The organism is Oceanobacillus neutriphilus (assembly GCF_014645515.1).
Classification (GTDB): Bacteria; Bacillota; Bacilli; order Bacillales; family Amphibacillaceae; genus Oceanobacillus; species Oceanobacillus neutriphilus.
In genome coordinates this window covers 185,363-199,572 of the sequence record NZ_BMLW01000011.1, presented here as the reverse complement: position 1 = coordinate 199,572, position 14,210 = coordinate 185,363, and the positions used below count along the sequence as shown (strand labels likewise).

Here is a 14,210-nt window from a genome sequence, read left to right as displayed (position 1 = left end):
ATGTTTGATGCAGTAGTTTATATTGGTCATGGAAGCCGTCGTGAAGAAGGGAATACTCAATTTAAGAGGTTTATTGAATCAGTTATGGCAGATATCGATAATCCGAATCAGGAAATAGCTTTTTTGGAGTTAACAAAACCAACGATTTCAGAGACGCTTGAAAAATTAATAGCTCAGGGGGCGAAACGTTTTTTGATTGTTCCAGTGCTTCTTTTTTCAGCTCTTCATCATAAATTGGATATTCCGGAAGAGTTAGGCTTTATTCAAAGAAGGTATCCTTTTGTTTCGTTTAAAATGACAGAGCCCTTTGGTACGCATCCATATATGGTTGACCTTGTAATTAAACGCATTAAAGCTGAAAAAAACGAGCAGAATACAGCAATTTTGCTTGTGGGCAGAGGAAGCAGTCATCTTGGACCTATTCAAGGATTGCAGCAGATTGGAAGAAAAGTTGAACATAAATTGGGTATTCCTGTGTATGCAGCTTTTCTGAAGCTTGGCAAGCCAAGTATGGAGGAGGCAATGGCATTTCTTCCTTATAGATATAAAAAAGTCTATGTGATGCCTTACCTGTTATTTACGGGTCTGCTGCTTGAAAAAATAAAACAGACTGTCTTCTACTCAAAGGATACCTTTGATATTTGTCAAAACTTAGAATTTGATGAGCTGATGAAAAAAACATTAATCAAACGGATGGAGGAAGCACGAGATGGAGAAGCTGTATCCGGTAATGATGAACCTGAACGGCAAGAAGGCAGTGATTATCGGAGGAGGAAAAATAGCTCTGCGTAAAGCAAAAGGACTGGCAGGTACAGGGGTTAAAATAGTAGTAGTCAGTCCGGGTATACGGGAAGAATTATTTAAACTGCATGATGTGGTGTGGAAGCAGAAAGAATTTGAAGCAAAAGATATAAAAGGAGCACATCTTATTTTTGCAGCGACAGATAACAAAGCAGTGAATGAATATGTTTGTCAGTGTGCTGAGGCGAATCAGTGGGTCAATGATACGAGTAAAAGCGAACGATCTGATTTTATTACTCCTGCAGTGATCAGACGGGATAAGTTCATCCTGGCTATTTCCACGTCAGGTGCCAGTCCGGAGCTTGCCAAAGAATTGAAAATAGAATTGGAAAACCGCTATGACAACAAGCTGGAGTATACTGTAGACATGTATGCAAAGAGGAGGAATAAAAAATGATGGAGACAATAACCACTTTCAGTAACACCGCTGTTTCTAAGGTGAAACAATTGAATCATAGTAAAAGTAAGTATCTCATGATGACCATGCTGGCAGGCTTTTTTGTAGGACTCGGTATTATTTTGATTTTTACTATCGGCGGTATGCTTGCTCCAACAGATTTCGCCGGGACATCTATTGTAATGGGGTTATCCTTTGGGATAGCGTTGAGTCTGGTCATTATGGCTGGATCTGATTTATTTACAGGAAACAATATGATTATGACGATTGGCTTTTTAACAAAAAAAACAAAGATTTTAGATGTGCTGCGTATTTGGGTATTCAGTTATTTTGGTAATTTTGCCGGAGCGATTCTTGTGGCCGGATTATTCTTTTATTCTGGACTTGCAACAGGAGGAACGGCCGATTTCATTATTTCCTCAGCAGGAGCAAAGATGAATGGAGCGTTTATGGAGCTGTTTGTCCGTGGTATCCTGTGTAATATTCTTGTCTGTCTGGCAGTATGGTGCTCTGTGAAGCTGAAGGATGAAACGGCAAAGCTTATTATGATTTTCTGGTGTCTATTCGCTTTTATCACATCTGGATTTGAGCACAGTGTGGCAAATATGACCGTGTTGACTACTGCTTTAATGATCCCGCATCCGGAAACGATTTCCCTGGCCGGGCTTGCTGCAAACTTAATTCCGGTATCATTGGGTAATATTGTCGGCGGAGCTGTTTTTATTGGAGCTGCTTATTGGTATGGAATTACGCAGAAAAATTCAAATGTGCAATCTGAGTCTGCTGTTGATCAGAAATTTAAGAAAGAAGCATAGGTATTTAAGAAAAGGTATGTTGCCCATTGTAAAGTGAGTATCATATCTTTTTGTGTTGCAGGAAACGATAGATTATTACTTATACGTGTGCTGTTCAGGCAGGAGTTATAGCAATTATGTAGAAATGATTAAAGAGAGGAAAAACAGGTTGGCATACTTCTAGAATGGGAGGAGATAGCATTGATTAATGAACAGGAAGTATTGTTTAATCAGCTTTCTGCATATCGGGCAGATGTTTTGACGGCTGTGGAAGGAATGTCAAGTGAGCAGGCAGAGGTAATACCCGAGAATTTTAATAATAATATCCGCTGGAATCTCGGGCATATTTATTTGGATCAATTTCTGTGGATTGAGACATTAACGAAAGAGGCCTCTGAAGCAACAAAGTATTTTAATAAGTGGTTCGGTTTTGGAACATCTCCTGAGGATTTCACTTCAGAAACACCAGCGTTTGAACAGCTGGTGAGTTTATTAAGAGCGCAGCCTGATGTAATTAAAAAGCAATATAAAGACCGGTTGACCGAAGAATTCGCACCGATTGATATGGGGATGTTTACGATTGAGCAGGTACTAATTCGTACTATTTTCCATGAAGGGATGCATTTGCAGGCAATTATGGATATTAAAAAGTGTATCGGGCAGCATGATTAGCGAAGCATGATAAAGGCATTTCATCTATAAATACATCAGTTCAATAAAAAGGATATAGTATATTTTGAAGGGTTAATATGCTATATCCTTTTTAATCAGTTTAATGGATTAAGCTGTCTATTTATTATTTCTTATATAAGAAATAAACGTCTCAGTAAGCCGTTTTTTTTCGTTATTTTTATTAGCTAATCCTGCAAATTGAATTTCATCATTAAATGGATACCCTATCGGAACAGCAGTAATTGTTTTCGTTTGTATATATGGATCATCCTGCAGCATTAAATCAGAAGCAATGCTGATCCCGAGACCTGCTGATACAGAACGGAAAAGAACACTGGGGTTCTTTGTCGTAAACAAAATATTTAACGGCCCTTGGCTTGCTTCAAACTTTTCAATATTTACATTATAAAATTCCCGGTCGAATAAAATAAAAGGTGAATCCTGAATATCCTCCAGGGTTAATGACTCCCGAAAAGCCAGCTTGGAATCAATAGGTACAATTGCTTTAAAGCTGCTGGAGAGAAATAACGAATAGACCTCCATGCCGGAATCAATTTTATGGTAATCCATTAAAGAAAACAGACCGATATCAATCTTCTTTTTTTGTACAAGATGAAAAATCTCATCATTCTCAGCCTCGATAATATTAACCTCGATTTGGGGATTATCCTTTCTGAAGTTTGAGAGGGCGCGTGGAACAACTGTCATAAATAGAGAGGGAGTTGTTGCCACCTTTAACGTTCCCCGCAGTGTTGCCGATAAGGAGCTGGCAGTTTGTCTCAACTTTGATTCGGATTCCAGGATTTCTAAGATAATCGGGATAAGTTTTTTTCCATTTTCTGTTGGCACCGTACCGCTTCTTGAACGGATAAAAAGCTTATGGTCTATCTCTTTTTCAAAGCTTGCAATCGATTGGCTTAAAGCAGATTGACTGATATGCAGCGCTTCAGAGGCATGTGTGATGGACTCATATTCTAATACAGACTTGATATACTGTAATTGTTCAAAGTTCAATCTGATCATTCCTTTAATATAAGTTTTACTAATGTAAATATCATTAATTTTAATTATACAACAATATTTCTGATGGATATAATTAATATATACTGTTTTTTAAGAAAGTGGTGTTTGTTATGTCGGAGAAACTTTGGACAAAGGATTTTATGTTAATTACACTAGTGAATTTCCTTATGTATATTATTCACTATTCTCTTATTGTTACTGTGACTGTATTCACAATGGAAGAGTACCATGCAAGTGAAGGAATGGGAGGCTTAGCAGCTGGAATATTCATTATTGGTATGTTGGTTGGGCGTCTATATTCCGGTAAATATATTGACCAATGGCAGCCCAAATATATTTTAATGATTGGTCTGATTGCTTCCATTGCTACCATATCGCTATACTTCACCATTCATAGCCTGGCAATTCTAATGATTGTCCGTTTCTTACATGGAATTGCTTTTGGTATTTCATCTACCTCTACTGGGGCGATTGCTTCCAAAATTGTTCCTGAACCTCGTAAAGGGGAAGGAATTGGTTACTACGCATTAAGTACAACTGTAGCATCTGCAGTCGGACCGTTTGTTGGTATTTTAATTAATCAGCGTCTTGGATTTGAGATGAACTTTACTTTTTGCCTGTCAATTATTACAGCGGCATTTTTAATTGGCCTGACAATTAAAAAAATCAACGTGGCTCCTCTGCCGGAACACAATGATCAGAACATGTCTGCACCGGCAAAAGGGCTGGAGAAATATGTGCAGAAAGAAGCATTGCCGATCGCTCTCGTTGCAGTATTTGTAGGAGTCGCCTATGCAAGTGTACTTTCCTTCTTAACTGCATATGCGCAGGAAATTAATCTTGTTTCTGTTGCCAGTTTTTTCTTTATGGTTTACGCCGTAAGTACACTGGTTTCACGTCCATTTACTGGGAAAATATTTGACCGTTTTGGAGAAAATAAAGTCATGTATCCATCCTTTTTATCCTTTATTATCGGTTTAGGATTATTAGCAACAGCAACGAATGAGATCTTACTATTATTATCCGCTGTTTTTATCGGTCTGGGGTATGGAACAATCATACCAAGTTCTCAGGCAATTGCTGTAAAAGCTGCTCCAAAAGAAAAGATCGGTTTAGCAACCTCAACCTTTTATATGCTTGCAGATTTAGGAGCAGGATTTGCTCCATTTCTTTTAGGCATGCTGATTCCATTTTTAGGATATCGTAATTTGTATTTAGCGATGGGCTTATTAGTTGCCGGGATTATAGTTTTATACTATTTTCTGCATGGCAAAAAAGCAAAGCAGGCGAAAACGGTAAAACAAGAAACGGCAGCAAGCGAAGAAGGCTGGGCGAATTAATTTTTATTAATTATTTTATCCCCTTCATCATTTCAAAATGATGAAGGGGATTTTTAACTTTATTCTTTTTCAGGTTGTTTTACATAATACGTCGAATATGATTTTTCCAGATTAGGGTTTCCTGTCTTCGAAAATCGCAATGTTTTTTTGTTCCTTTCCCCCACGATTTATAGACAGTTACAGATGGCTTTAAATGATGCTCTTTGGCATATTTTTTTAAAACCTGCAGAAAGTTATTCAATTTTGACAGATTAAGATTAATCGCTCTTTCTAAATAATTTATTTTTTGAAACGCCAATCCTCTACTTGCTTAACTGTTAGCTGATCCATTTGTATCAAAACATTAATTGGACTGATATAACCTTTGTCAATGAGCTCTGCAGAGGCACTTTTATAAATTTTTTCTTCTAACTGGTCCCGATTCATTTGAAATCATCCTCCATTTATCCATTTAAATTATAATTGTTATTTTACCAAAGAAGAATTAGCCCAATCGAGCTTTTTATATTTTTTCGCAAATTATAATTTTCCTCAATTTAAGATGAGTACCGCTTTAAAACGTTAAAAACCAGGTCCTTAGATACAAGATTAGCTTCGTATGTTTCTGCACAATTATCACCTTTCTCCTAATTGTGGCAATTCATAGGTAATGAACTCCGTTATTATTACCGTTCCGAAATAAATTTGAAATAAGAATGTAAGTTTATAAATGGTCATAAGAAGGAATACTTAATCTAAGAGTTATATTCATAGAGAAGTTTTTAATAAAAAAAATCTATTTTAATGGAGGGTGTGTACCATGAAAGGGATTATTCTCGCCGGAGGAAGCGGAACACGTCTATCTCCAAGTACGGATAGTATTAATAAGCACCTGCTGCCAGTATTTGATAAGCCGATGATTTATTATCCATTATCTGTCCTGATGCTTGGCGGTATTAAAGAAGTGATGATCATTAGTACACCGGAAGATACGGAGCGCTTTGAAAGGTTATTAGGAGACGGATCTTCATTGGGTATTCAAATTGTCTATAAAGAACAGGCGGAGCCAAAAGGAATCCCGGAATCTTTTCTGATTGCAGAGGATTTTATTGACAAAGATGCTGTCACGTTGATTCTTGCAGATAATATTTTCTTTGGCCAGGGCTTTACAACATTATTGCGGAATGCAATCAAAAAACATAAGCATGCAACCGTGTTTGGTTATCGTGTGAAGGATCCAGAGCGTTTTGGAGTGGTCGAATTTGATCATCATCAAAATGCCATTTCAATCGAAGAAAAGCCGGAGGATCCTAAGTCAGATTTTGCGGTTACAGGTTTGTACATCTATGATTCTAGAGCTGTTCAAATTGCGAAAAAGCTTAAACCCTCTGAGCGCGGTGAATTAGAAATTACAGATTTAAATAAAGAATATTTAAAATGGAATCAGCTTCATGTGGAGCTGTTAGGAAGAGGATTTGCCTGGATGGATACTGGAACACAGGAATCCTTATTTGATGCAGCTGAATTTATTAAAACAACACAACAGCGGCAAGGTTTCAAGATTGCCTGTCTGGAGGAAATTGCTTTCTATTTAGATTACATTTCCCGGGATATGCTTTATGAAAAAGGAAAATCGATGGAGAAAACAGATTACGGACAATATTTAATGGAAATTGCAAACCGGAAGCATAACCAGCAATACTGGGATGCTATCGATCATCATCCAATGTTAGGACTGGCCGGAAATGAGTAAGGCTATCTTAATTACAGGCGGAGCCGGATTTATCGGCTCTAATTACATCCAATATTATCAGAAGAAATATCCTGACCAGCAGTTAATTAATATTGATAAACTGACCTATGCCGGTTCATTAAATAATTTAGAAGAAATAGAAAATCAAGAGAACTATCATTTTATTCATGGAGATATTGCGGATATCAATACAGTGGCAGCAATTTTCAAAGAATACGATATTGAAGGTGTGATTCATTTTGCTGCTGAGTCTCATGTAGACCGCTCTATTAATGATGCCAGTCCATTTATTAATACAAATGTAGTAGGGACGTTGAATCTTTTGCAGGCTGCGAGGGCAGACTGGGAGGCAAAAGGAGCGCTTCAGGAGCGCCGGTTTCATCAAATATCGACAGATGAAGTCTATGGATCTTTAGGAGAATCTGGAATGTTTACGGAAGAGACTCCTTATGATCCAAGAAATCCGTATAGTGCATCAAAAGCCGGGGCGAATTTTTTAGTAAAAAGCTTTGGTTACACGTATGGTATGAATGTTATTATCTCTTCCTGCTCGAATAATTATGGTCCGAGACAGCATGAAGAGAAGCTGCTGCCGACGATTATCCGGCATGCTTTAGCAAATGAGCCGATACCGATTTACGGTGACGGAAAGAATATAAGGGATTGGTTATTTGTTGAGGATCATTGTCGAGCGATTGATATGATTTATCATCAGGGCAAAACCATGGAGATATATAATGTTGGCGGGAATAACGAACAGGAAAATATGAAAATTACAAATTTGATTTGTCATTTATTAGATGAACAAAGACCAGATTTACTTCAAACTTACCGTTTGGAGCATTTTTCTGATTTGATTACCTTTGTTGAAGATCGGAAAGGTCATGATAAAAGGTATGCTATTGATGCAAGCAAAATACAAAGAGAATTAGGCTGGCAGCCTGAGGTAGATTTAGAGGATGGACTGAGAAAAACTGTGGAATGGTATTTACAAAAATGGAAAACGAACGTACCGATTTAATTTCTGTAGTGATTCCAGTCTATGGCTGTGAACGCTGCCTGATCGAGCTTGCAAACCGAATTATTCAAACAATCCAGTCCATTCCAGCAGATTATGAAATTATTATGGTAAATGATGCGAGCCCGGATCACGCCTGGGAAACAATTCTTAAACTCCATCAAAAAGATAAAAAAATAAAGGGAATTAACCTGTCCCGTAATTTTGGGCAGCATCATGCAATAACAGCAGGTCTTGATTTTACATCCGGAGATTGGGTAGTCGTGATGGATTGTGATCTGCAGGACCGCCCGGAAGAAATTGCGTCGCTGTATGAGCGGGCAATGGACGGCTATGATGTTGTTTTTGCGCAGCGTGTGCAAAGGCAGGATAAAAACTTGAAAAAATTCACGTCCAAGTCTTTTTATAAAGTCTATGATTATTTTACAGGGAAGAAGACAGACGCTTCGATAGCGAATTTCAGTATTTCCCAGAAAAAAGTAGTAGAAAGCTTTCGAAAGCTGCGTGAGCAGAATCGTTATTTTCCGTTTTTTATTCAGTGGATGGGATATCAGCAAACAAAAATAGAAGTGCAGCATGATGCCAGAAAAGAAGGAAAGTCATCCTATCAATTGAAAAAATTATTTGCTCTGGCAACCGATGCGATTGTTTCTCAATCGAATAAACCACTGAGACTCTCGATTGGTGTCGGATTTCTGATGGCTTTTGCTTCTTTTATCTATGCGTTATATCTGTTTTTCCGCTATTTCTTTTTGGATGAGCCTGTTCAAGGCTGGACCAGTGTGATGGTATCCATCTTCTTTATTGGCGGTTTGATATTTTTCCAGCTTGGAATTATTGGTCTCTATCTTGGAAAAATTTTCAATGAAGCGAAAAACCGTCCCATCTATTTAATTAAAGATATAAAAGGTGAAGTTCAAAAAGTTCAACAAAAATGACGTATTGAAAAAGCAAGTCAGGTAGAGAGGAAGAGGAGAATGAGTAAATATTTAGAACCGACGCCCTGGGACAGCCGTAATTTCCCGCTTGCAACCTATCAATTGACCGAATATAGTGAAGCTGCATTACAGGAATCGACAGATGTTGAGGGACATTTTACCATTAAGGTAAATCCGCTTGCAGATAAGGCATTACTGCATAAATATGGTTTTTATTATGCAGATACGTTAATGGAGCCTTATTGTTACCGTGATAAATTTTTAAAAGAGCGGGCTGGGAATGTATCCTTTCATGAAAATTATAATGCAGATGATATATTAGCTATTGCCGAAGAAGCATTTCAAGGCGGCAGATACCACCGTGATTTTCAAGTGCCGAATGAGATGGCTGATCTCCGCTATCGAAATTGGGTGAAGGACCTGATGGAGCAGAAGCTGATTCTTGCTTATAAACAGGAGGGGCGTGTGAAAGGCTTCTTCGCTTATCAGGAAGAAAATATTCTGCTTTTGGCAATGCATAAAGATATCCGGGGGCAAGGATTTGCCAGCCCTTTTGCAGCTGCCTGCGTTAAAGAGCAGTTTGAACGAACAGGTAAGGAGCAGCTGATTACATCAATCTCTCCCAGTAATCCGGCATCATTAAATGTCTTTATCGGGTTAGGATTTCGATTACGGGCGGGTAAGGATATTTATCATAAAGTGAATGGTTCCTTCTATTAAATAGGAAACTAAAATGAAGTGTCAGGGGGAGAGGAACTTGGGCTATTTTTATATTGCCGGAACTATTCTATTTACTGTCTATGGACAATTGATTATAAAGTGGACAATGGATCGGCAGGGGGAACTGCCGGACGGCTTATTCGATAAATTTACGTTTTTATTTCAGCTCGTCTGGAATCCCTGGATTCTATCCGGTTTTATTGCAGCGTTTTTAGCGGCATTAAGCTGGATGGCAGCAATGACGAAATTTGATATCAGTTACGCTTATCCATTTATGAGCCTTTCTTTTGTTCTTGTATTTATTTTATCTGTTCTTTTATTTGGAGAACCGGTCAGTACACAGAAAATTATTGGCTTTGCTTTTGTCGTAATAGGTATTCTGATAATGAGGTGATACCATGATACCATTCAATAAACCATGTTATATAGGAAATGAAGATGCAGCAATTCGTGATGCAATATTAAAACAGAAATTATCAGGAAACGGTACTTATGGGAAGAAGTGTATACGCTGGCTTGAAGAAAATATGGGCGTTAAAAAAGCTATGCTCACCCCCTCCTGTACGGCAGCACTGGAAATGACAGCATTACTGACAGAGGTCGGGGATGGAGATGAAGTGATTATGCCTTCTTATACCTTCGTTTCGACAGCAAATGCGTTTGCTCTTAGAGGGGCGAAAATTGTCTTTGTCGATGTCGAACCAGGAACAATGAATGTCGACCCGGAGCAAATTGCAGCAGCAATCACAGAAAAGACGAAAGTAATTGCAGTTGTTCATTATGCAGGTGTTTCCTGTGATATGGACAGCATTATGGAGCTTGCCGAAAAGCATAAGCTGTGGGTTGTCGAGGATGCAGCGCAAGGTTTAATGAGCTTTTATAAAGGAAAAGCTTTAGGAACCATTGGACATTTGGGAACGATCAGCTTCCATGAAACTAAAAATTATGTGTGCGGCGAAGGAGGGGCGTTATATATTAACGATCCTTCCTTCATGGAGCGCGCAGAGATTATTCAGGAAAAGGGGACGGACCGCTCCCAGTTTATCCGTGGAGAAGTGGATAAATACACCTGGAGAGATATTGGCTCCTCGTATCTGCTCAGTGAGCTCAATGCAGCTTATCTTTCTGTACAGCTGGAGCACGCAGAAGCAATAAATAAAAATCGTCTGAGTACATGGGAGATGTATCAGGAAGGATTGACATCTCTCGCTGAAACCGGAGTAATAGAACTGCCTTCTATCCCGGAAAACAGAAAGCATAATGCACATCTTTTCTTTATCAAAACAAGGGATGCAGATGTTCGCGGGCAGCTGATCCATTATTTAAAGAAACGTGACATATTAACCGCAACACATTATGTTCCGCTTCATTCTTCTGTCGCGGGGAAAGAATGCGGCAACTTCTCTGGAGAGGACCAATATACAACAATAGAAAGTGAACGTTTATTACGGCTGCCACTTTACTATGGAATAAGTAAAGGGGATGTAGAGTATGTCATTCAAAGCATTCAGCAATTTTATGCGCAATAAGTGGATATGGCTGGGGTGCCTTATTATACTTGCTTACTTATCTCCTTATGTCATTTATGGTGAAGATGTACATATTAGAGTCCATGATAATATGGACTCTAATATTGTCTGGTATAAAGTACTGGCTGAGAGCGGCTCTATTTTCACTTTAACTGACGTGCAGCTTCCTTATGCAATTGACGGACTTCCGCGCAGTGCTTTGCCCTCTGCATTTGATGCAGCACTTTGGCTGTATGTTCTGTTCGAACCAATCACAGCTTATACTATCAGCCAGGCTATTATGCGCTTTGCGGCGTTTTTTGGCATGTATTTATTATTAACACGCTTCGTTGTGAAAAAAGAGACGACACCCTGGATAACGGTTGGAGTTTCGCTTGCTTTTGCTATGCTTCCCTACTGGCCGTCAGGTGTTCTTTCTATTGCAGGCATGCCGCTTGCTTTATATGTCTTTTTAATGATTCGGAAATACAGAACAAAAGCTCCGAAGCATACGTGGGTATTGCTTCTGCTGATACCGTTTTTTGCGAATTTTGTCCTCAGTTTCGTTTTCTTTCTTGCAGTAATCGGTGTCTTATGGCTGATTGACCGAATCCGTTATAAAGAATGGAATTGGACTTTTTTTACTGCCCTGGCAATAATGGCGGGTATTTTTCTGATGAAGGATTATTTATTAATTACATCCATGTTTTTTGACGACAGCTTTACATCACATCGGGAGGAGCTTAGCTTGAGCGGCAACACCTTTGAACGGAGCTATGAATTGGCATGGGAGAACTTTTTATACGGTCATACCCATGATGAAGCAGTTCAGGCCTATATTATTGTTCCGGTTATATTACTGGCCGTCTTGCTCGCTTTGTTTAAAAACCGGCAACCAAAGTGGCTATTCTCCCTGTTTCTAGTTAATTTAGTGTTGTCATTCTGGTACGCATTCTGGTACTGGGAGGGCTGGCAGCCGCTGAAAGAGAATATTTCTGTTTTAAATACATTTAATTTTGCACGGCTTCACTTTATGGATCCGCCAATTTGGTATATTGCCTTTGCGCTTGCTTTAGGCATCCTCTGGAGGTTTAAAAAAATCGGGAAGATGGTCGTGGTTGCACTTATCGTTATGCAATGTGTCATGCTGTTCGGTCTGACAGAAGAGTTTAAATATCGGGAAGCAAATACCCCGACCTTTAAGGAATTTTACTCAGAGGACTTATTTACCTCCATTAAGGACTATATTGGAGAGGATCCAAGTGATTACCGCGTAGTAAGTATTGGCCTGCATCCAACAATAGCCCAATATAATGGGTTTTACACGTTAGATACGTATAACAACAGCTTTCCGCTCGAATATAAGCATGCCTTCCGAAAGGTGATTGCCGGCGAGCTGGACAAAAGCCCGACCTTGGAAAACTATTTTGATACCTGGGGCGGAAGGTTATACATGTATGTGGCAGAGCAGGGTAAGAATTATATGTTTACGAAGAATAAAAATGAGCCTATCCAAGATCTAGCTATTGACACAGAAGCTTTAAAGAAGCTAGGAGGAGAATATATATTATCCGCTGTTCCGATTGAAAATGCAGAAGATATCGGATTGTCTTTGGAGGAAACTTTTGAAGAAAAGGATTCTGTATGGGAGATTTATTTATATCACGTAATGTAACTGGATTGTAATATTATACTTGAAAGCATTCGTATGACAGGCTTGGACAGCTTTTTCCTCTTGGGGTGATACAAAACTGTAATATTTCGATAATCTTTCTGCAATCTCCAGATGTTACACTGCACTAGGAATTTATATTGTGTTAAATTTATCCTATGATTCACAAAACTGCATAATAAAAAGGGCTATCATGCTTTTTTAAGAGAGAGACCTATGTAGTAGTGATGCAGGAACAGGGGGAAAAGAATTGAAGAAATCATTTTTGCTAGCAATAGTAATGGTAGTTGGTTTCATGAGTTCCAGTATTGTACCAGTTCAAGCAGAAACTGCTGATGATCTCGAGGGAGTTCGTGATCAGCGTTCAGAAGTCAAGACGGAGTTGTCTGATTCTGAGCAACAAATTGCTTCAGTGTTAGAAGAATTGGAGCAGTTAAAGAGTGAAATTGCAAGTACAGAAGCAGAATTAGAAGAAAAGCAGCAGGCGATTGATGAAACAGATCAACAGATTGATGCTTTATTAGAAGATATTTTTGTATTAGAAGATGAAATGACAGAGCTTGAAGACAAGATTGAGGAACGTTTTGAAATATTAAAAGACCGTATGAAATCTGTTCAGCATTCCGGTGGGGACATTAATTACTTAGAGGTGCTCTTCGGTGCACAGAGCTTTGAAGATTTTATTTCCCGGGCAAATGCAGTCAATAAAATTGCGGATTCAGATGCATCATTGATTGAACAGCAGGAGGAAGATATAGCTTCCTTAGAGGATAAGCGTTCAGAAGAAGTAGACAAGATGGCTGATTTGAATGATTTAAAAGATGAGCAGGCATCTGCAAAAGAGAGTGTTGAACTGGCATTGGCAGATAGTAATGCACAAAAAGATGAACTGGAAACGAAGCAGTCTGATTTAGAATCACTTGTTGCAGAGCTGGAGATTACTGATTCTCAATTGGCATCTTTGGAATCTGACATACAAGCGGATATTACTGCTGAAGAGGAAAAAGTAAAAGAAGAAGAAGCAGCTAAGCTTGCAGAAGCTGAGGAAAAAGCAGCGGCGGAAGAAGAAGTAAAAATACATCAGGAAAAAGAAACAAGTGTAGCAGCAAAAACAATAACAAAAGATTCTGAAGAGGAAGCTGAAAAAGAAGAAGCTCCTAAGGAAGAACCTAAAGAAAAAGCTTCAGAGCCAAAAGAAGAGAAGAGCTCAAGCAATGAAGAAAAAAAGGTTAAAGAAGAAACAGTAGCAGAGAAAGACGCGCAGAGCTCTGGAAAATCATTTACAGTATCATCAACAGCATATACGGCTGATTGTTCCGGATGTACCGGAATTACTTCAACTGGATTTGATTTAAAACAAAATCCGGGCGCAAAAGTAATCGCAGTTGACCCAAGTGTTATTCCGCTCGGCAGTATTGTCGAAGTGGAAGGCTATGGAGTAGCTGTAGCACGAGATACTGGCGGAGCAATTAAAGGTAATAAAATTGATGTTTTCTACTCAGATACATCTCAAGCACACAGCTGGGGAAGAAAAGATGTTAAAGTAACGATATTGGAAAGATAAATAAAAGCATGTGTCCTGTAATAAAAGGACA

At 38.7% G+C, this 14,210-nt stretch carries 15 protein-coding genes; 13 read left to right on the top strand and 2 right to left on the bottom strand.

Annotated elements, in window-relative coordinates:
- The 4 genes from IEX29_RS18400 to IEX29_RS18385 all read left to right on the top strand — a co-directional run bounded on the left by IEX29_RS18400 (position 1) and on the right by IEX29_RS18385 (position 2,664).
- Positions 1 to 792: a sirohydrochlorin chelatase gene (locus IEX29_RS18400; RefSeq protein ID WP_188736020.1), complete on the top strand. Its 792-nt coding sequence runs from the start codon at positions 1 to 3 to the stop codon at positions 790 to 792.
- A complete protein-coding gene (locus IEX29_RS18395) occupies positions 710 to 1,198 on the top strand; it encodes a precorrin-2 dehydrogenase/sirohydrochlorin ferrochelatase family protein (protein WP_188736018.1) in 489 nt (162 codons plus the stop codon). Before IEX29_RS18400 ends, IEX29_RS18395 begins: the two co-directional genes overlap by 83 nt.
- Positions 1,195 to 2,013 (top strand): formate/nitrite transporter family protein, encoded by an 819-nt coding sequence (locus tag IEX29_RS18390; protein ID WP_188736017.1) that lies wholly within the window; start codon positions 1,195 to 1,197, stop codon positions 2,011 to 2,013. Before IEX29_RS18395 ends, IEX29_RS18390 begins: the two co-directional genes overlap by 4 nt.
- Positions 2,014 to 2,193: 180 nt before the next feature.
- On the top strand, positions 2,194 to 2,664 hold the full coding sequence (locus IEX29_RS18385) for a DinB family protein (RefSeq protein WP_188736015.1): 471 nt from the start codon (positions 2,194 to 2,196) through the stop codon (positions 2,662 to 2,664).
- Between the two features lie 117 nt (positions 2,665 to 2,781).
- Here IEX29_RS18385 and IEX29_RS18380 read toward each other — a convergent pair whose 3' ends face one another.
- Positions 2,782 to 3,678, bottom strand: a complete 897-nt coding sequence (locus IEX29_RS18380) for a LysR family transcriptional regulator (RefSeq protein WP_188736013.1) — start codon at positions 3,676 to 3,678, stop codon at positions 2,782 to 2,784.
- 119 nt (positions 3,679 to 3,797) lie between these two features.
- Here IEX29_RS18380 and IEX29_RS18375 point away from each other — a divergent pair, with 119 nt between their 5' ends.
- Positions 3,798 to 5,027 carry an MFS transporter gene (locus IEX29_RS18375; RefSeq protein WP_188736010.1) on the top strand — a complete coding sequence of 410 codons (1,230 nt, stop codon included), beginning with the start codon at positions 3,798 to 3,800 and terminating at the stop codon, positions 5,025 to 5,027.
- 279 nt (positions 5,028 to 5,306) lie between these two features.
- Here the strand turns inward: IEX29_RS18375 and IEX29_RS18370 are convergent, their stop codons facing one another.
- On the bottom strand, positions 5,307 to 5,453 hold the full coding sequence (locus IEX29_RS18370) for a hypothetical protein (protein ID WP_188736009.1): 147 nt from the start codon (positions 5,451 to 5,453) through the stop codon (positions 5,307 to 5,309).
- Positions 5,454 to 5,826: 373 nt separating this feature from the next.
- Between IEX29_RS18370 and rfbA the strand changes: the two genes are divergently transcribed.
- The 8 genes from rfbA to IEX29_RS27140 all read left to right on the top strand — a co-directional run bounded on the left by rfbA (position 5,827) and on the right by IEX29_RS27140 (position 14,179).
- Entirely contained in the window at positions 5,827 to 6,759 is a 933-nt protein-coding gene (gene rfbA, locus IEX29_RS18365) for a glucose-1-phosphate thymidylyltransferase RfbA (protein WP_188736007.1), read from the top strand.
- The gene (gene rfbB / locus IEX29_RS18360; protein WP_188736005.1) at positions 6,752 to 7,780 is read left to right on the top strand and encodes a dTDP-glucose 4,6-dehydratase; all 1,029 of its coding nucleotides are present in this window, start codon (positions 6,752 to 6,754) and stop codon (positions 7,778 to 7,780) included. The genes rfbA and rfbB overlap by 8 nt, the downstream gene beginning before the upstream one ends.
- On the top strand, positions 7,741 to 8,715 hold the full coding sequence (locus IEX29_RS18355; protein WP_204799050.1) for a glycosyltransferase family 2 protein: 975 nt from the start codon (positions 7,741 to 7,743) through the stop codon (positions 8,713 to 8,715). The genes rfbB and IEX29_RS18355 overlap by 40 nt, the downstream gene beginning before the upstream one ends.
- Positions 8,716 to 8,754: 39 nt before the next feature.
- A complete protein-coding gene (locus IEX29_RS18350; RefSeq protein ID WP_188736004.1) occupies positions 8,755 to 9,435 on the top strand; it encodes a GNAT family N-acetyltransferase in 681 nt (226 codons plus the stop codon).
- 37 nt (positions 9,436 to 9,472) lie between these two features.
- Positions 9,473 to 9,829: an EamA family transporter gene (locus IEX29_RS18345; protein WP_188736002.1), complete on the top strand. Its 357-nt coding sequence runs from the start codon at positions 9,473 to 9,475 to the stop codon at positions 9,827 to 9,829.
- A gap of 4 nt (positions 9,830 to 9,833) precedes the next feature.
- A complete protein-coding gene (gene rffA, locus IEX29_RS18340) occupies positions 9,834 to 10,964 on the top strand; it encodes a dTDP-4-amino-4,6-dideoxygalactose transaminase (protein ID WP_188736000.1) in 1,131 nt (376 codons plus the stop codon).
- Positions 10,927 to 12,618: a DUF6044 family protein gene (locus IEX29_RS18335; protein WP_188735998.1), complete on the top strand. Its 1,692-nt coding sequence runs from the start codon at positions 10,927 to 10,929 to the stop codon at positions 12,616 to 12,618. Before rffA ends, IEX29_RS18335 begins: the two co-directional genes overlap by 38 nt.
- A 247-nt stretch (positions 12,619 to 12,865) precedes the next feature.
- Entirely contained in the window at positions 12,866 to 14,179 is a 1,314-nt protein-coding gene (locus IEX29_RS27140) for a PcsB-like coiled-coil domain-containing protein (RefSeq protein ID WP_308423655.1), read from the top strand.
- Positions 14,180 to 14,210: the final 31 nt, after the last annotated feature.

Coding starts and splice junctions, on each gene's coding strand:
- IEX29_RS18400 (WP_188736020.1), top strand. CDS start 1: ATGTTTGATGCAGTAGTTTATATTGGTCATGGAAGCCGTCGTGAAGAA.
- IEX29_RS18395 (WP_188736018.1), top strand. CDS start 710: ATGGAGAAGCTGTATCCGGTAATGATGAACCTGAACGGCAAGAAGGCA.
- IEX29_RS18390 (WP_188736017.1), top strand. CDS start 1,195: ATGATGGAGACAATAACCACTTTCAGTAACACCGCTGTTTCTAAGGTG.
- IEX29_RS18375 (WP_188736010.1), top strand. CDS start 3,798: ATGTCGGAGAAACTTTGGACAAAGGATTTTATGTTAATTACACTAGTG.
- IEX29_RS18370 (WP_188736009.1), bottom strand. CDS start 5,453: ATGAATCGGGACCAGTTAGAAGAAAAAATTTATAAAAGTGCCTCTGCA.
- rfbA (WP_188736007.1), top strand. CDS start 5,827: ATGAAAGGGATTATTCTCGCCGGAGGAAGCGGAACACGTCTATCTCCA.
- rfbB (WP_188736005.1), top strand. CDS start 6,752: ATGAGTAAGGCTATCTTAATTACAGGCGGAGCCGGATTTATCGGCTCT.
- IEX29_RS18355 (WP_204799050.1), top strand. CDS start 7,741: ATGGTATTTACAAAAATGGAAAACGAACGTACCGATTTAATTTCTGTA.
- IEX29_RS18350 (WP_188736004.1), top strand. CDS start 8,755: ATGAGTAAATATTTAGAACCGACGCCCTGGGACAGCCGTAATTTCCCG.
- rffA (WP_188736000.1), top strand. CDS start 9,834: ATGATACCATTCAATAAACCATGTTATATAGGAAATGAAGATGCAGCA.
- IEX29_RS18335 (WP_188735998.1), top strand. CDS start 10,927: ATGTCATTCAAAGCATTCAGCAATTTTATGCGCAATAAGTGGATATGG.